The 17108-nt window shown below is 70.2% G+C and carries 15 protein-coding genes; 9 read left to right on the forward strand and 6 right to left on the reverse strand.

Annotated features, from left to right (window positions below; all coding sequences use genetic code 11):
* Positions 1-68: 68 nt before the first annotated feature.
* Positions 69-983, forward strand: a complete 915-nt coding sequence (locus ACWD04_RS06170) for a cation diffusion facilitator family transporter (RefSeq protein ID WP_451128633.1) — start codon at positions 69-71, stop codon at positions 981-983.
* 104 nt (positions 984-1087) lie between these two features.
* Positions 1088-1915 (forward strand): VOC family protein, encoded by an 828-nt coding sequence (locus tag ACWD04_RS06175; protein WP_451128635.1) that lies wholly within the window; start codon positions 1088-1090, stop codon positions 1913-1915.
* A gap of 4 nt (positions 1916-1919) precedes the next feature.
* On the opposite strand, the gene ACWD04_RS06180 is transcribed toward ACWD04_RS06175, so the two are convergent.
* Positions 1920-2498: a DUF6328 family protein gene (locus ACWD04_RS06180; RefSeq protein ID WP_451128637.1), complete on the reverse strand. Its 579-nt coding sequence runs from the start codon at positions 2496-2498 to the stop codon at positions 1920-1922.
* A 308-nt stretch (positions 2499-2806) separates the two neighbouring features.
* Between ACWD04_RS06180 and ACWD04_RS06185 the strand changes: the two genes are divergently transcribed.
* Positions 2807-3193, forward strand: a complete 387-nt coding sequence (locus tag ACWD04_RS06185; protein ID WP_451128639.1) for a VOC family protein — start codon at positions 2807-2809, stop codon at positions 3191-3193.
* Between the two features lie 68 nt (positions 3194-3261).
* Here the strand turns inward: ACWD04_RS06185 and ACWD04_RS06190 are convergent, their stop codons facing one another.
* Entirely contained in the window at positions 3262-3744 is a 483-nt protein-coding gene (locus tag ACWD04_RS06190; protein WP_451128641.1) for a GNAT family N-acetyltransferase, read from the reverse strand.
* Positions 3745-3787: 43 nt separating this feature from the next.
* Entirely contained in the window at positions 3788-4138 is a 351-nt protein-coding gene (locus ACWD04_RS06195; protein WP_451129222.1) for a DnaJ family domain-containing protein, read from the reverse strand.
* Positions 4139-4420: 282 nt separating this feature from the next.
* Between ACWD04_RS06195 and ACWD04_RS06200 the strand changes: the two genes are divergently transcribed.
* Both ACWD04_RS06200 and ACWD04_RS06205 read left to right on the forward strand, forming a co-directional pair.
* The gene (locus tag ACWD04_RS06200) at positions 4421-4993 is read left to right on the forward strand and encodes a hypothetical protein (RefSeq protein ID WP_451128643.1); all 573 of its coding nucleotides are present in this window, start codon (positions 4421-4423) and stop codon (positions 4991-4993) included.
* Positions 4994-5121: 128 nt separating this feature from the next.
* Positions 5122-5529: a hypothetical protein gene (locus ACWD04_RS06205; RefSeq protein ID WP_451128645.1), complete on the forward strand. Its 408-nt coding sequence runs from the start codon at positions 5122-5124 to the stop codon at positions 5527-5529.
* Between the two features lie 78 nt (positions 5530-5607).
* Here ACWD04_RS06205 and ACWD04_RS06210 read toward each other — a convergent pair whose 3' ends face one another.
* Complete coding sequence (locus tag ACWD04_RS06210) at positions 5608-6402, reverse strand: tyrosine-protein phosphatase (protein WP_451128647.1); 795 nt, start codon at positions 6400-6402, stop codon at positions 5608-5610.
* 107 nt (positions 6403-6509) lie between these two features.
* On the reverse strand, positions 6510-7004 hold the full coding sequence (locus tag ACWD04_RS06215) for a DUF6325 family protein (protein ID WP_451128649.1): 495 nt from the start codon (positions 7002-7004) through the stop codon (positions 6510-6512).
* Between the two features lie 297 nt (positions 7005-7301).
* Here ACWD04_RS06215 and ACWD04_RS06220 point away from each other — a divergent pair, with 297 nt between their 5' ends.
* From ACWD04_RS06220 to meaB, 4 genes are all read left to right on the forward strand, one after another.
* Positions 7302-9680 (forward strand): ATP-binding cassette domain-containing protein, encoded by a 2379-nt coding sequence (locus ACWD04_RS06220; RefSeq protein WP_451128651.1) that lies wholly within the window; start codon positions 7302-7304, stop codon positions 9678-9680.
* Between the two features lie 165 nt (positions 9681-9845).
* Positions 9846-11702 carry a methylmalonyl-CoA mutase small subunit gene (gene mutA / locus ACWD04_RS06225; RefSeq protein ID WP_451128653.1) on the forward strand — a complete coding sequence of 619 codons (1857 nt, stop codon included), beginning with the start codon at positions 9846-9848 and terminating at the stop codon, positions 11700-11702.
* Positions 11702-13939 (forward strand): methylmalonyl-CoA mutase, encoded by a 2238-nt coding sequence (gene scpA, locus ACWD04_RS06230; RefSeq protein WP_451128655.1) that lies wholly within the window; start codon positions 11702-11704, stop codon positions 13937-13939. Before mutA ends, scpA begins: the two co-directional genes overlap by 1 nt.
* A gap of 16 nt (positions 13940-13955) precedes the next feature.
* Complete coding sequence (gene meaB, locus ACWD04_RS06235; RefSeq protein ID WP_451128657.1) at positions 13956-14945, forward strand: methylmalonyl Co-A mutase-associated GTPase MeaB; 990 nt, start codon at positions 13956-13958, stop codon at positions 14943-14945.
* A 42-nt stretch (positions 14946-14987) separates the two neighbouring features.
* Here meaB and pgm read toward each other — a convergent pair whose 3' ends face one another.
* A complete protein-coding gene (gene pgm, locus ACWD04_RS06240; protein ID WP_451128659.1) occupies positions 14988-16634 on the reverse strand; it encodes a phosphoglucomutase (alpha-D-glucose-1,6-bisphosphate-dependent) in 1647 nt (548 codons plus the stop codon).
* Positions 16635-17108: the final 474 nt, after the last annotated feature.

A 17108-nucleotide genomic window follows, 5' to 3' on the forward strand; every position in this document is an offset into this window, starting at 1 on the left:
TCCGGGCGTCTGTACCTGGGCCCGTCACCTTTCACCGTCGATCGGAGGAACATGAATCCGGGGGGCATATGAAGCGGCCTGAGTCGGACCGCAAGACCCGCGTCACCATCCTGGTCGCGCTCGCAGCCAACCTCGTCATCGCTGTGGCCAAGGGGGTGGGGGGATTCCTCTCGGGCTCTCCTGCCCTTCTGTCCGAAGCCGCCCACTCCGTGGCGGACAGCGTGAACGAGGTCTTCCTGCTGGCCGCGCTCAGACGCAGCCGGCGCCCTCCCGATGCCCGTCACCCCTTCGGGTACGGCAAGGAGCGCTACTTCTGGTCGCTGCTCGCGGCCGTAGGGATTTTCGTCGTGGGGGGCTGTTTCTCGTTTCTCCAGGGCATCGAGGCACTGGGCCGCGACGAACAGGAGTCACCCGAGGGATACACGGCGGGCCTGATCGTCCTAGGCGTCGCCTTCCTCGCGGAAGGCAGTTCGCTGGTCCGCGCGCTGGTCCAGCTGCGCGGGCAGAAGGGCGCCGCCCGCGACCCGGCGCTGAGGACCGTCGTCGCCGAGGACAGCACGGCGGTGCTGGGCGTGCTGCTCGCCATGGCGGGGATGGTGCTGCACCTGGTCACGGGAGACGTCGTGTGGGAGGCGTCGGCTTCTCTGGGGATCGGCGCGCTGCTGGTCTACGTCGCCTTCCGGCTCGGCAGGGACGCCCGCGACCGGCTGATCGGGGAATCCGCCGACCCCAGGCTGCGCCGGGGCGTGGAGGAGTTCCTCAGTTCCCAGGCAGAGATCGACAACGTCGCGGCCCTGTTCACCATGGGGCTCGGTCTCGACTCGGTGCTGGTGGCGGCAAGGATCGATCTGACACCCGGCATCGACAGCGAGGAGGTCGAGCGGGTCGCCGTCCGGATCAAGCGGTCGATCGCCGGGACCTGGCCGGAGGCCGAGCACGTCTTCCTCGACATCACGAACGCGCCGCCCCAGGGCGGTGTGTGATCGCGGCTGCTGCGTGTTGCGGGAGTCGCCGAGGCGCATGAGGCTGGTTCTGGCCCCGCGGCACCGAAGAAGTCATGCCGCAGAACCGATAAGGCAGTGGGACCATGACTCCTGGCGATCCGCGGACCACGCCGGAACCGGCAGTGCTGAGCGGTGCGAGCGCTCCGTGCTGGGTCCACCTGGTGACCCGCGACCTGGAGGACGCCCGGCGCTTCTACGGCGCCGTTCTCGGCTGGACGTTCCGCCCCGGCCCGCTGGGCAAGGACTTCCTGATGGCGCGCTCCGACGGGGTCCCGGTGGCCGGCATCGGCGCGGTCGCGTCGGCATACCAGGTGGGCGTGGCCTGGATGCCCTACTTCTCGGTCCGGGACGCCGGTGTCGTCTCGGACCGCATCCGCGAGCGCAGCGGCACCGTGGGCGTGGGCCCACTGACGGTCGGGCAGGGACGCGCGGTCCTGGCCGCCGACCGGGACGGTGCGTCCTTCGGCGTCTGGGAGTGGACCGGGCGTGCGGCCACCCTCGCGCCGTCCGGGAACCGTGCCCACGCCTGGCTCCGGCTGCGCACCAGGGACGCCTTCGACGCCGCGATCTTCTACGGACAGGTCCTCGGCTGGGAGAGCGGGGAGCCCGGCGGCTGTGACGTGGCGTACGTGAAGGAAGAGGTGCTCGTACGCTGCAACGGACGCCCGCTGGCCCGGATCAGCTCCGGTGCCGTGGAGGCCGCTCCCGACCCCCAGGTGCGCCCTCACTGGCAGGTGCAGTTCCCGGTGTCCGACGTGGGCACGACGGTCCTCGCCGCCGAGCGGTACGGAGGGACTCTCATGGAGCGGCGCGGCGTGCAGTACGGCAGCGAGGCGACACTGCGGGACCCGGACGGCGCGCTCTTCACCGTGACGGACGTACGCAGCCCGGAGGGCGTCGATGAGGACTGACGGGTCAGCGGCGCGGGTCGGAATCCTCGGCGTCCGCGGTTTCTCCCCCGTCGGCCGGCCGACGGCCGCTGTCCCGGGCGATGGCCCACAGCGGGAACACGAACCAGCAGACCAGGAACCAAAGGGCCATCCCGCCCACCAGCCACAGTGCCACCACGTTGTGCAGCGCCACCCGCAGTATGAGCAGCAGTGTGCTGCACATCGTGCCGAAGAGCAGGCCGAGCCCCAGCTTCGTCAGACGTGAGGCCCAGATGACCGTCTGCGGCTTCATCCGGCGGCCGGTGAGCAGCCGGTGGTACGACACGGGCCCTATCAGCGCGGCAGCGGTCGCCGACCCCAGCATGACGGTCACGACGTAGATGTTCCGGTCGACGGTGGAAAGATCCGTGAAGCGCGGCTGGAAGACCACCGCGAGCAGGAAGCCGAACAGGATCTGAACGCCGGTCTGCGCCACCCGGAGCTCCTGGAGCAGCTCACCCCACTGCCGGTCCGCCCGCTCTTCCTCGGTCTCCCGCCGTCCACTGCGGGGATTTCCCGCCCTCTCTCTCCCGTTCTCACCACTGCCCACCGGTATCTGTCCCATCGATGCCTCCCCCACCTCGTAGAGGTGGTACTGGTGCCCCGCGAGGCCGTCGTGAATCGTGGATCGCCCGCGTTCCCCGTCAGCCGGGCAGGCGCGGGAGAGCGCGCCTGCCGACGCCCTCAATGGTGGCAGCCCCCGGGAGGACCACCACACCACGGGAGGGGCGGCCGGGATCGACGACGACCGAAGGCCAAAACCTCGACGCGCCGTGACAACTCGCTTAAGATCGTCGTACGGCATCGCGCGTCGGTCACCGGCTGGGTGAGGCGTGGAGGTAGCCGTGAGATGCCTGTTGGAGGCATTCCACCGTGTCAGTCGAGTTGAACCACACCATCGTTCACAGCCAGGACAACCGTGAGTCCGCCGAGTTCCTGGCGCGTATTTTGGGTCTCGCCGTCGGAACCGAATGGGGACCCTTCATCCCGGTCGTTCTCGCGAACGGCGTCACGCTGGACTTCGCGACCGTTCCCGCCGGGTCGATCACCGTGCAGCATTACGCATTCCTCGTCTCGGAGGCGGAGTTCGACACGGCCTTCGGTCTCATCAAGGAGAAGGGGATCACGTATTACGCCGATCCCCACCGGAAGCACCCCGGCGAGATCAACCACAACGACGGCGGACGCGGGGTGTACTTCCCCGACCCCAGCGGCCACGGGATGGAACTCATCACCCGTCCCTACGGCGGCTGGTCGTAGCAGCACGCCGTACCGGGACCCCACGAGTGGCCCGGCCCCGATCAGGGATCGGGGCCGGGCCCTCCGGCTCAGGGGCCGCCGGCGACCGTGAGCTTCAGATCGGGCCGGTCCCACATCACCGCGGGCGGGCGGGCCGCGACGGTGCCGGTGCGTTCGGCGCCCACAGTGCGGTAGAAGCCTTCGGCCGGCGGGTGCGCGACCACCCGTACGGTGGCAAGGCCGGCACGGCGCGCCTGCTCGCGCAGGTGGCCGATGAGGAGCCGCCCGATGCCCCGCCCCTGGGCGTCGTCGGCGACGAACATCAGGTCGAGCTCGGGCGGGGAGAGGATCAACGCGTAGAAGCCGAGCACCCGGCCGTCGTCGTCCACTGCCACGTGAACTCCGTGCGCCTCGATGTAGTCCGGGCCGACCTTGTACCCCGCGACCATGGGTGCGTAGGGGCCCTCGTAGGCACGCGACGTCGTGACCAGGCGGGTGAGCCGCTTGGCGTCCCGTGCGACGGCCCGCCTGATCCGGACCCCGCCACGCCGGTCCGTGACGCTCGATCTCATGAGGCGAGTATGACGCACTCCGGATACCGGGCGCCCATGACGCTCAGCGTCGGCGCCGCTCGGCGCGCCACTCGCCCACGACCGCGTCGATGTCGAACAGCTCGAGGTTCAGTGGCGGGCCCTCCGGCGGCCTGGCCAGCGCCTCGCGGATCGTCTCGTTCACCTCGGTCAGGATGCGCAGGACCTCCGCCTCCGACCGTGCGCGGGACACCTCGAGCCGGGCGTCCTCGGCCGCCTTCCGCAGCGTCAGCGAGGGAGGGAGTGCCGACAGCCCCTCACGCTCCGTCTTCCCTTTGATCCACCACATCGCGTCGTAGGGCCTGTCGAGACCGGGAATCGGCTTGCCTGCGCCCGGCAGGTCGGCGAAGGCGCCTCGCTCCTCGGCCTCGCGGATCTACCGGTCCACCCATGTCTCGAAGCTGACCCCTGCGGGTTTGCGCTCGGTCACCGCGTGCCCCTCTCGCAACTCGTGCCGGGCGGCACCGTGTTCGGCCGGGCACGTCCGGGTCGACGCATCCCAGGATACCGGGAGCATTCCCGCATGAACGGTGTCCAGCGGGTACACGGCTGATGCACACCGCCCGGCCCGGTACACCGGACCGGGCCCGAATCGGAAGGGGTTGACGAGAGTGGAACAGCACGACGCACCGACCGCGAACCGACGGGAGCGTCGGCCATGACGACTGTGGTGATCATCGTTGCCGTCGTCCTCGTGGCAGCGCTCGCCCTTTACCTCGCCCGCGGCCGCAGGACCGGCGGGCGTGGGCTGCAGCGTCGCTTCGGACCCGAGTACGACCGGACGGTCGCCCGTCACGACGGCGACACCAAAGCGGCCGAGCACGAGCTCTCCGAGCGTGTGAGGCTGCACGGCACCCTGTCCGAGCGGCCCCTGAGGCCGGAAGCCCGCGAAGCGTACGCCCGCCGCTGGGCCGAGGTGCAGGAACGGTTCATCGACTCCCCCAAGGACGCGGTCGTCGAAGCCGACGCGCTTCTGGCGCAGCTGGCACGTGACCGGGGCTTCCCGGACGGCGAAAGCTTCCAGGAGCAGACGGACGCCCTCTCGGTCCATCACGCCGAGCAGGTCGACGGCTACCGCAGGGTACACACGGCCGTGCGCGGCCAGGGCGGTACGGAAGAGATGCGGAAGGCCCTGATCGAGAGCCGGGCGCTCTTCGACGTACTTCTCTCGGATGCACCGGATGACCCGGCCCGAACGGACCGGCACGAGGCGAAGGGCAGTGCAGCATGACGAACCGCGTCGGACACACGACAGATCCCGTTCCCCCCGCTGGGCCCCGGCATACCGGCGCCCCGGGAAGCACAGCGGAGGCGGCTCCCGCAACCGCGCCGGGCAGGGCCCCGGGAGCGGCGACCGGAATGGTGTCCCCAGACAGCAAGGGCCTCGGGCCGAAGAGCGGAGGCCATGGTGGTCTCAGCGTTCCGCCCGCCCCGCGAACGGCTCCCGCCGCGCCGGCTGCCGAGCGGACCGGCCGCCACGGGGCCTCCGGCACCGACCGGGCGCTGCTCTCCCCACATGAGCGGGACGCGCTGTCGCTTCGCATGCAGCAGGCGGTCACCGACTTCGTCGAGAGCCCCCGCCGGGCGGTCGAGGAGGCGGACAACACGTTCGACCAGATCGTCTCGGACCTGACCGAGGCCCTCGCGGACCGCAGGCGCGCCCTGCGCGCGAGCTGGCAGGAGCAGGACACCGACGCCCAGACGGAGGAGCTGCGCATAGCGCTGCAGCGCTACCGCGACATCAGCGAACAACTGCTGAAGATCTGAGCGGCGCAGCCACCGCACGTCGGCCCGGCGCCACGTCCTCCGACGCGGCCCCGGGCCGGCTCTTGCCAGGGCGGTCCGTCAGACCGGGACGGCCAGGTCGTCGCGCAGTCGCTCGGCCACCGCCAGGGGAAGGCGCAGCGCTTTGGTCAGGTAGCCGTCGAGTCCGCCCCACCGCTCGTCCATCGCATCCAGGGCCGCCTCGAGATAACGGGGCCGGGCCTCGATGACCGCGGACGCGATGTCAGGATCCCCGCCCACGTCGAGGAAGCGCTGTACGGCGGGCCCGGAAGCGGCGCGCACCGCTCGGTTCACCGCGAGAAACTCCGCGCGTACGACATCACGCGACGCACCCGCCATCATCAGCAGCAGCGCGGTGGCCCAGCCCGTCCTGTCCTTCCCGGTAGCACAGTGGAAGAGCAGCGGTCTCGCCCGCGGATCCGCGGCGGTGTCGAGGAACGCACGATAGGCGGCGGCCGCCCCCGGGGAGAGGACCATCTTCCGGTAGGTCTGCGCGAACAGTTTTTCCGCTCTTCCGCCGCCGAGCAGTCCGGCTGCTGCCTCCGGGTCACTGAGCAGCGCCTTGAGCCGCGCCGGTGCCACCCCCGGGTTGTCGCCGAGGACATCGGCGACGAAGAGCCTCGCGCCCGCCGGAAGCCTGTCGGGCGCCCATCGGCGCTCTTCCGCGCTGCGCAGATCGACGACGGTGCGGATGCCGAGTGCGGCCACCGCCATGTCGTGCTCCTGGAAATCGCTCAACTGGCCCGAACGGAGAAGGATTCCCTGCCGCACGCGGCGGTCGCACCCCAGGGCGATACCACCCAGATCGCGCAGGTTGACAACGGTGGAGGCGGGAACGGCGCGGGCGGTCTGCACGATGAACTGCCTCTTTCCCGACAGACTGCGGGTCGGAATCAACGTCGCACGGCGTACGAATATCGACAAAGGGAACCTGAGGCACGGGGGCGCCGGCCTGCGGGGAATCAGTCGGCGAGGATCCTCGTCTTCTGCTCCGAGAATTCCGTGTCGGTGAGAACGCCGCGCTGCTTCAGGTCGGCGAGCCTCTCGAGCAGCGTGATGACGTCGTCCCCACCGTCCGCCGGGACCCGCTCGTGTGCCAGCAGTTGGCCACCCGCCTCCTGGACCGCCCGGGTGAGAGGCACCGACCAGAGGTCCTCCCAGACGATCAGTGCGGCAGAGCTCTCCTCCGGCAGACGTCCGAGCATATCCAGAGCCGTGATCTTCGGCAGCCCGGCCGGTGGGTCGTCCGGTGGTTCGAACGGCACCAGCCCCTGGGGGTCCATCTCCCGCAGCCCGACGCGCTCGATGGCACCGCCGGCCGCTCTGCGGGCGAAGGCCAGGTCGAGGATGCGTACCGCGCCGGACGCGACGGCATCCGCCAGTACGGGCGCGATCGCGTCGGAGAAGTGTCCGACGGGAAAGGTGACGACGAGGTACTCCACGGGTCCCACGGCCACGATGCGTCCTTCCCCTGCGGTTCTGGATCGACAGCAGCTTAACTTCGGACAATCCGTTACGCACTGTGAAAATTGTTGACAGGCGTGACGCTCGTGGTTCACCGGGCCGGCTGGTGGGAGTCCACGCGACCGGTCAGGAATGAAGAAGCACATGCAGACGGCCGCCCGTAGCGTGAGCCGCGTCCGCGTTTCGACCGGTCGAGCGAACGGTTTTCCTCCGCCCGCACCGCCGGACTGATAGACAACGACCGTTGCCGCGACCACGCGGCCCGCGTGACAGATGGAGAAGAGACAAGCATGGCCACCAGGACGGACGCGCCGCACGTTGCCGACAGCCACGGCCTGATCCGCGTGCACGGCGCGCGCGTGAACAATCTCAAGGACGTCAGCGTCGAGATCCCGAAGCGCCGGCTGACGGTGTTCACCGGCGTCTCCGGCTCGGGCAAGAGCTCACTGGTGTTCAGCACCATCGCCGCGGAGTCGCAGCGGATGATCAACGAGACGTACAGCACCTTCGTCCAGGGCTTCATGCCGACACCGGCACGACCCGAGGTCGACGTCCTCGACGGGCTGACGACCGCGATCACCGTCGACCAGCAGCGGATGGGTGCCGACCCCCGTTCGACGGTCGGCACCGCCACCGACGCCAACGCGATGCTGCGCATCCTCTTCAGCCGGCTCGGCACACCGCACATCGGCCCGCCCAGCGCCTACTCCTTCAACACCGCATCGGTCCGGGCCAGCGGCGGGATCACTGTCGAACGCGGTGCCGCCAGGACCAGGACCGTGAAGGCGACCTTCAACCGCACCGGTGGAATGTGTACGCGCTGCGAGGGCAGGGGCTCGGTCTCCGACATCGACCTCACCCAGCTCTACGACGACTCCAAGTCGCTCGCCGAGGGCGCATTCACCATCCCCGGCTGGAAGTCGGACAGTCAGTGGACCGTGCAGGTCTACGCCCAGTCAGGCTTCGTCGACCCGGAGAAGCCGATCCGCGCGTACACCAGGAAGGAACTGCAGGCCTTCCTCTACGGGGATCCGGTCAAGGTCAAGGTCAACGGCGTCAACCTCACCTACGAGGGGCTGATCCCCAAGATCCAGAAGTCGTTCCTGTCCAAGGACAAGGAGGCGCTGCAGCCGCACATCCGGGCGTTCGTGGAGCGTGCTGTCACCTTCACCACCTGCCCCGAGTGCGACGGAACCCGGCTCAGCCCGGACGCCCGGTCCTCGAAGATCAAACGGATCAGCATCGCCGACGCCTGCGCTATGGAGATCCGCAACCTGGCCGAATGGGTGCGCGGCCTCGACGATCCGTCGGTGGCTCCGCTGCTCGCCGCGCTGCAGCGGACCCTCGATTCGTTCTCGGAGATCGGCCTCGGCTATCTCTCGCTCGACCGGCCGGCCGGCACGCTTTCGGGCGGCGAGGCCCAGCGCGTCAAGATGATCCGTCACCTCGGCTCCTCGCTCACGGACATCACCTATGTCTTCGACGAGCCCACCATCGGTCTGCACCCGCACGACATCCAGCGCATGAACAAGCTGCTGCTGCGGCTCCGGGACAAGGGCAACACGGTGCTCGTCGTGGAGCACAAGCCGGAAACGATCGTCATCGCCGACCACATCGTCGACCTCGGCCCCGGGGCGGGCAGCTCGGGCGGCACCGTCTGTTTCGAGGGCACCGTCGAGGGGCTGCGGGCAGGCGACACCGTCACCGGCCGCCATTTCGACGACCGGGCCGTGGTCAAGGAGTCGGTGCGCAAGCCCACCGGCGTACTGGAGATCCGCGGGGCGTCGACACACAACCTGCGGGGCGTCGACGTCGACATCCCGCTCGGGGTGCTGACCGTCGTCACCGGCGTCGCCGGTTCCGGCAAGAGCTCGCTCGTGCACGGGTCGATCCCCGCCGGCGAGAACGTGGTGTCGGTCGACCAGAGCCCGATCAAGGGCTCACGACGCAGCAACCCGGCCACGTACACCGGACTGCTCGACCCGATCCGCAAAACGTTCGCCAAGGCCAACGGCGTGAAGCCGGCACTGTTCAGCGCCAATTCCGAGGGGGCATGCCCCACGTGCAACGGCGCGGGCGTCATCTACACCGACCTGGGGATGATGGCCGGTGTCGCGTCGACCTGCGAGGACTGCGAGGGGAAGCGGTTCGACGCATCGGTGCTCGAATATCACGTGGGCGGCCGCGACATCAGTGAGGTGCTCGTGATGTCGGTGGCCGAGGCAGAGGAGTTCTTCAGCGCCGGCGACGCGAGTACGCCGGCCGCGCACCGCGTCCTCGGGCGGCTCGCCGACGTGGGGCTCGGCTATCTCAGCCTCGGCCAGCCGCTCACCACGCTGTCCGGCGGCGAGCGGCAGCGGCTCAAGCTGGCCACCCACATGGCCGAGAAGGGCGGCATCTACGTCCTCGACGAGCCGACCGCCGGCCTCCACCTCGCCGACGTCCAGCAGTTGCTCGGCCTGCTCGACCGGCTCGTCGACTCCGGCAAGTCGGTCGTCGTCGTCGAACATCATCAGGCGGTCATGGCGCACGCCGACTGGATCATCGACCTCGGTCCCGGCGCCGGCCACGACGGAGGCCGGATCGTCTACGAAGGGACGCCGGCCGATCTGATCGCCGGCCGCTCCACCCTCACCGGCGAGCACCTCGCGGCCTACGTGGGCGCCTGACCGTGGCGGCCCGACGCCGACCCCCGCGCCCGGCGTCGGACTTCGCCTCCGGCATGGTTCCCGGGACAAGCCCGCCTTACCCAGAGCATCTCGTACATTTCGGAGAGTGCAAGGTCACAGTCGGTAGCCCTGCTGCCCGTCAGAGTGCTGACCTAGCATCTGACCATGACGGTCCTGCCTGCTGACGGGCTTCCCCTGGCCGCCGAGTTCCCCGACCCTTCCCACGACCAGTGGCAGAGCCTTGCCGAAGGCGTACTGCGCAGGTCAGGTAAGGAAGTCACGGGTTCGGCCGCCGAGGAAGCGCTGTCCACCGCGCTCGGGGACGGGCTCACAGTCCGCCCGCTGTACACCTCCATCGATGCATCGGCGGACCCCGGTCTGCCCGGCTTCGCTCCCTTCACCCGGGGCAGCAGGGCCGCAGGGAACACCACTGACGGGTGGGAGGTGCGCCAGCGCCACGAACTGACCGACCCCGTGAGCCTGAACGAGGCCGTGCTCGGCGATCTGGAGAACGGCGTCACCTCGCTCTGGCTGGCCGTGGGCGGGCCGGGTGGGGTGCCGGTCCCGGGCCTGGCCCGTGCGCTGGAGGGCGTCCTTCTCGACCTGGCGCCCATCGCGCTCGACGCGGGCGCCGACCCCGGGCCCGCCGTCCGGGAGTTGCTCGCGCTCTACGAGGCCCGGGGTGTCGCCAAGGAGGCCGCGCGGGGCAGTCTCGGGGTGGATCCGCTCGGGCAGGCCGCGCGTACAGGCACGGAGCCGGAGCTGAGCGGCGCCGTCCACTGGTCGCTGCTGTGCTCCCGCGAGTACCCGGGGCTGCGCGCCCTGGCCGTGGACGCGCTGCCGTACCACGAGGCGGGCGGCTCCGCCGCGCAGGAGCTGGGGCTCTCGCTGGCCACCGGTGTCGCCTACCTCCGGACGCTGACGGCGTCGGGGCTCTCCGTCGAGCAGGCGTGCGCGCAGCTGGAGTTCCGGTACGCGGCGACGGCCGACCAGTTCCTGACGATCGCGAAGCTGCGCGCGGCCCGGCGGCTGTGGGCCCGGGTCGCCGAGGTCTGCGGGGCCCCGGACGCCGGGGCGCAGCGGCAGCACGCCGTGACCTCGTCGGTCATGATGACCCGCCGTGATCCATGGGTGAACATGCTGCGGACGACGCTGGCCTGTCTGGGGGCGGGGGTCGGCGGAGCCGAGTCCGTCACCGTACTGCCGTTCGATCACGCACTGGGCCTGCCGGACGCGTTCGCCCGGCGGATCGCCCGTAACACATCGACCATCCTGATGGAGGAATCGCATCTGGCCCGGGTGACGGACCCGGCGGGCGGTTCCTGGTACGTCGAGCGGCTGACCGATGAGCTCGGCGCTGCCGCCTGGGCGTTCTTCCAGGAGATCGAGCGGGCCGGCGGCCAGGCCGCCGCCCTGCGCTCAGGCATGGTCCAGGAGCGGCTCGCGGCCACCTGGGCGGCGCGGAGCAGGGATCTGGCTCGGCGCAAGGAGCCGGTGACCGGGGTCAGCGAATTCCCGGCCCTCCTCGAGCGGCCGGTGGTGCGCGAGCCCGTCCCCGACGTACCGCCGAGCGGCGGGCTGCCCAGGGTCCGGCGCGACGAGGCGTTCGAGGCGCTGCGTGCCCGGTCGGACGCGCACCTCGCGGCCACGGGCGGCCGCCCGAAGGTGTTCATCGCCGCACTCGGGCCCGCCTCGGTGCACACTGCACGGGTCTCGTTCGCGGTGAATCTCTTCCTGTCGGGCGGCATCGAGCCCGTCCACGAGCCGGCCTCCGTGGACGCGTCGACCGTCGCCGCGGCCTTCACCGCCAGTGGGGCGACGACCGCCTGCCTGTGCTCGACCGACACGCTCTACGCCGAGCAGGCCGACGCCGTCGCCGCCTCCCTCAGGGCCGCGGGCGCCGAACAGATTTATCTCGCCGGGCGTCCGGGCGAGTACGCCGGGGTGGACGTCCATGTGTTCGCCGGCTGCGACGTGATCGCCGTCCTCTCCTCCGAACTCGACCGCATGGGAGTGGCGTGATGCAGACCCCCGAGACCCCCACCGTCCCTGCCGGGAACCCCGTGCCGGACTTCTCCGACGTCGCGCTGAACGGCGAGCCTTCCCCCGAGGTCACCGAGGACCGGTGGCAGACTGCGGTGAAGGAGTCGGCCGGCCGGTCCGAGGACGAGCTGGTCTGGGAGACCCCGGAGGGCATCGAGGTCAAGCCGTTGTACACCGGACGGGACCTGGAGGGGCTCGACTTCCTCGGGACCTACCCCGGCATCGCTCCGTATCTGCGCGGTCCGTACCCGACGATGTACGTCAACCAGCCCTGGACGATCCGTCAGTACGCCGGGTTCTCCACGGCCGAGGAGTCCAACGCCTTCTACCGGCGCAATCTGGCGGCCGGACAGAAGGGCTTGTCCATCGCGTTCGACCTGCCCACCCACCGCGGCTACGACAGCGACCACCCCCGGGTGACGGGCGATGTCGGCATGGCGGGCGTGGCGATCGACTCGATCTACGACATGCGTCAGCTCTTCGACGGCATCCCGCTGGACAAGATGTCGGTGTCGATGACGATGAACGGCGCGGTGCTGCCCGTGCTCGCCCTGTACATCGTCGCCGCGGAGGAGCAGGGGGTCGCCCCCGAGAAGCTGGCCGGGACCATTCAGAACGACATCCTCAAGGAGTTCATGGTCCGCAACACCTACATCTATCCGCCCGGCCCCTCGATGCGGATCATCTCCGACATCTTCGCGTTCACCTCGCAGAAGATGCCGCGCTACAACTCCATCTCGATCTCCGGTTACCACATCCAGGAGGCCGGCGCGACGGCCGACCTGGAGCTGGCGTACACCTTGGCCGACGGGGTGGAATATCTGCGGGCCGGGCAGGCGGCGGGCCTGGATGTGGACGCGTTCGCCCCGCGCCTCTCGTTCTTCTGGGCGATCGGTATGAACTTCTTCATGGAGATCGCGAAGCTGCGGGCGGCGCGGCTGCTGTGGGCGAAGCTGGTCAAGGAGTTCGGCCCGAAGAACGCCAAGTCGCTCTCGCTGCGCACCCACTCACAGACGTCCGGCTGGTCACTGACCGCACAGGACGTGTTCAACAACGTGACACGCACCTGCGTCGAGGCGATGGCGGCGACCCAGGGGCACACCCAGTCGCTGCACACCAACGCGCTCGACGAGGCGCTCGCGCTCCCGACGGACTTCTCGGCGCGTATCGCCCGCAACACCCAGCTGCTGCTCCAGCAGGAGTCCGGCACCTGCCGGGTCATCGACCCGTGGGGCGGCAGCGCGTACGTGGAGCGGCTGACACACGACCTGGCGCAGCGGGCCTGGCAGCACATCGAGGAGGTCGAGGCGGCGGGCGGGATGGCCAAAGCCATCGACGCGGGCATCCCCAAGCTCCGGATCGAGGAGGCCGCGGCCCGGACGCAGGCGCGGATCGATGCCGGACGCCAGCCCGTCATCGGCGTGAACAAGTACCGGGTGGAGACCGACGAGAAGATCGACGTGCTCAAGGTCGACAACTCCTCGGTGCGTACCCAGCAGATCGAGAAGCTGCGCCGGCTGCGCGAGGAGCGCGACGAGGCGGCGTGCCAGGAAGCGCTGCGCGCCCTGACAGCCGCGGCGGAGCGGGATCCGGGGCCGGGGCTCGAGGGAAACCTGCTGGCGCTGGCCGTCGACGCCGCCCGGGCGATGGCCACGGTCGGGGAGATCTCGGACGCGCTGGAAAAGGTGTACGGCCGGCACGCGGGCCAGATCCGTACGATCTCCGGCGTGTACCGCAAAGAGGCAGGAGAGTCCCCTTCCGTGGACCGCACCCGCACCCTGGTCGACGACTTCGAGCAGGCGGAAGGGCGGCGTCCGCGCATTCTCGTCGCCAAGATGGGCCAGGACGGACACGACCGCGGCCAGAAGGTGATCGCGACGGCCTTCGCCGACCTGGGGTTCGACGTCGACGTCGGCCCCTTGTTCCAGACGCCGGGCGAGGTCGCCCGGCAGGCGGTCGAGGCGGACGTGCACATCGTGGGCGTCTCGTCACTCGCCGCCGGTCACCTCACGCTCGTACCCGCGCTGCGCGAGGAGCTGGCTGCCGAGGGCCGGGAGGACATCATGATCGTGGTGGGCGGGGTGATCCCGCCGCAGGACATCGACGCGCTGCACGAGGCGGGTGCCGCTGCGGTGTTCCCGCCGGGCACGGTGATTCCGGACGCCGCTCACGACCTGGTCGCACGGCTCGCCGCCGCGCTCGGCCACGAGCTGTGAGCCGCTGACGGTGGCCGTGACTACGCATATCGACATCGACACCTACGCCAAGGGTGTGCTCGACGGGAAGCGCGCGTTCGTCGCGCGCGCGATCACGCTCGTGGAGTCGACCCGCCCCGACCACCGGGTGCTGGCACAGCGGTTGCTGAGCGAACTCCTGCCCCATGCCGGGCGGGCCAGGCGTATCGGGATCAGCGGGGTGCCGGGCGTGGGGAAGTCCACGTTCATCGACGCGCTCGGCACCTTGCTCACGGGGCTCGGGCACCGGGTCGCGGTGCTGGCCGTGGACCCGTCGTCCAGTCGTACGGGCGGTTCCATCCTGGGTGACAAGACCCGGATGGAACGGCTGGCGGTGGACCCCCGGGCATTCGTACGCCCCTCTCCCACAGCCGGGACACTTGGCGGGGTGGCCAAGGCGACCCGCGAGTCCATCGTGGTGATGGAGGCGGCGGGCTACGACGTGGTGCTGGTGGAGACGGTCGGGGTCGGGCAGTCGGAGACCGCGGTCGCCAACATGGTCGACACCTTCCTGCTGCTCACCCTGGCCCGTACCGGCGATCAGCTGCAGGGCATCAAGAAGGGTGTCCTGGAACTGGCCGACGCCATCGCCGTCAACAAGGCCGACGGTCCGCACGAACGCGACGCCCGCTCCGCGGCGCGCGAACTGGCGGGCGCGCTGCGGCTGATGCACCCCGTGGACGCGGCCTGGACTCCCCCGGTACTGACGTGCAGCGCGAGGGAATCGACCGGGCTGGACACGCTGTGGGAGCGGCTGGAGCAGCACCGTACGCTCCTGGAGTCCACCGGGCGGCTGTCGGCCAAGCGCCGTGAGCAGCAGGTGGACTGGACCTGGGCGATGGTCCGCGACGAGCTGCTGGACAGCCTGCGCAGCCATCCGGCGGTGCGTACGCTCGCCCCGGAGCTCGAACAGCACGTACGCGAGGGCGAGTTGACGGCGACGCTGGCCGCCGAGCAGATCCTGCAGGCGTTCCGCGGGCGCGGCTGAGGGCGGGCGGCCCGGGGGGTCCGGGCGCGCCCGCCCGGCCGCTCAGCCCGTGGCACCCAGTGCGTCGGAGACCAGGGCGCGGGCCTCGTCCTGGACCTCGGCCAGGTGTCCGGCGCCCTGGAAGCTCTCCGCGTACACCTTGTAGACGTCCTCCGTGCCGGAGGGCCGGGCCGCGAACCACGCGCTGTCGGTGCAGACCTTGAGCCCGCCGATCGCGGCACCGTTGCCGGGGGCCTCGGTGAGCACGGCGGTGATCGGCTCGCCGGCGAGTGTGTCGGCGGTGACCTGCTCCGGGGAGAGCCTGGCCAGCACCGCCTTCTGTTCGCGGGTCGCCGGTGCGTCGATCCGGGCGTAGGACGGATCGCCGAACCGTGCGGTGAGTTCGGCGTAGTGCTGGGAGGGGGTAGACCCGGTGACGGCCGTGATCTCCGAGGCGAGCAGGGCGAGCAGGATGCCGTCCTTGTCGGTGGTCCACACCTGGCCGTCGCGGCGCAGGAAGGACGCTCCGGCGGACTCCTCGCCGCCGAATCCCAGGGTGCCGCCGAACAGCCCGTCGACGAACCATTTGAAGCCGACCGGGACCTCCACCAGCTGACGCCCGAGATCCACGGCGACCCGGTCGATCATGGAGGAGGAGACCAGGGTCTTGCCGATGCCGGTGCCGGCCGGCCAGCCCTCCCGGTGGGAGTAGAGATAGCGGATCGCGACGGCCAGATAGTGGTTGGGGTTCATCAGCCCGCCGTCGGGCGTGACGATGCCGTGCCGGTCGGCGTCGGCGTCGTTGCCGGTGGCGATGGTGTAGGCGTCACGTCGCTCGATCAACGAGGCCATGGCGTGCGGCGAGGAGCAGTCCATCCGGATCTTCCCGTCCCAGTCCAGCGTCATGAAACGCCAGGTGGGGTCGGCCAGCGGATTGACCACCGTGAGGTCCAGCCGGTGGCGCTCGGCGATCCGCCCCCAGTACGCGACGGAGGCACCGCCGAGGGGGTCGGCGCCGATCCGGATCCCGGCATCGCGTACGGCGTCCAGATCGAGGACGGCCGGGAGATCGTCGACGTAGGCCGTCAGGAAGTCGTGCCGCCCGGTGGTGCCGGCGGCGAGGGCCCGGGCGTAGGGAATCCGCCGGACCTCCTTCAGACCACCCTCGATCAGGGCGTTGGCCCGGTCCTGGATCCAGGAGGTGGCGTCCGAGCCGGCCGGCCCTCCGTGCGGCGGGTTGTACTTGAACCCGCCGTCGGCGGGCGGGTTGTGCGAGGGCGTGACGACGATACCGTCGGCGAGGCCGCCCGTGCGGTCGCGGTTGTAGGTCAGGATCGCGTGCGAGACGGCAGGGGTGGGGGTGTAACCGTCGTCGCTGTCGATCAGGACGGTGGCGCCGTTGGCGGCCAGCACTTCCACGGCCGTGACCCGGGCGGGTTCGGACAGCGCGTGGGTGTCGGCGCCGAGGAACAGCGGCCCGTCGGTGCCCTGCCGGTCCCGGTAGTCACAGATGGCCTGAGTGGTGGCGGCGATGTGGTCCTCGTTGAACGCCGCCGCGAGCGCCGATCCACGGTGGCCCGACGTACCGAAGGCCACACGCTGGCCGGGCTCGGCCGGGTCGGGGTGGACCGTGTAATAGGCCGTCACCAGCCGTGCCACGTCCACCAGGTCTCCGGGCTGCGCCGGCTGACCGGCCCGTTCGTGAACCATCGCTTCTCCTCTGTCCTCATCGGCTGTTCGCGGACCGCCACCAGGCGGACGACCATCACGAGTTGTACCCGATACTGCCTCTTCGGCCGTACGTGCGGGTACGCGGCCGTACCAGCAGTACATACGGCGCACGCTGGATCACGGGGCCGTTCCGTCGTGGTCGGCCGGTTTGCACGGAAACACGCCGGAAGGCGGTGGGAGCGGAGAATGCCGCCCGGGCCGCCGGGCGCGGCCGGCGGAGAACTGGCAGTCGTCAGCGAGGGCGCACAACTCTGCGCGAATTGCGGCACATTACCGTCAGGCGTATCCGGGGCCCCGGAATTCACCCTCCTGCATTCGAGCAGAAGCGTGCAGCACGGCCATCATGCGGCACGCGAAGGAACAAGGGAAATCATCGTCACCTGACACGCCGCAGGATTCGAGAACGGTCCCCGGCGGCGGGCCCGGAGGCAATCCATGGGGTCATGAGCGCGA

This window comes from Streptomyces sp. NPDC002911, from assembly GCF_053591835.1.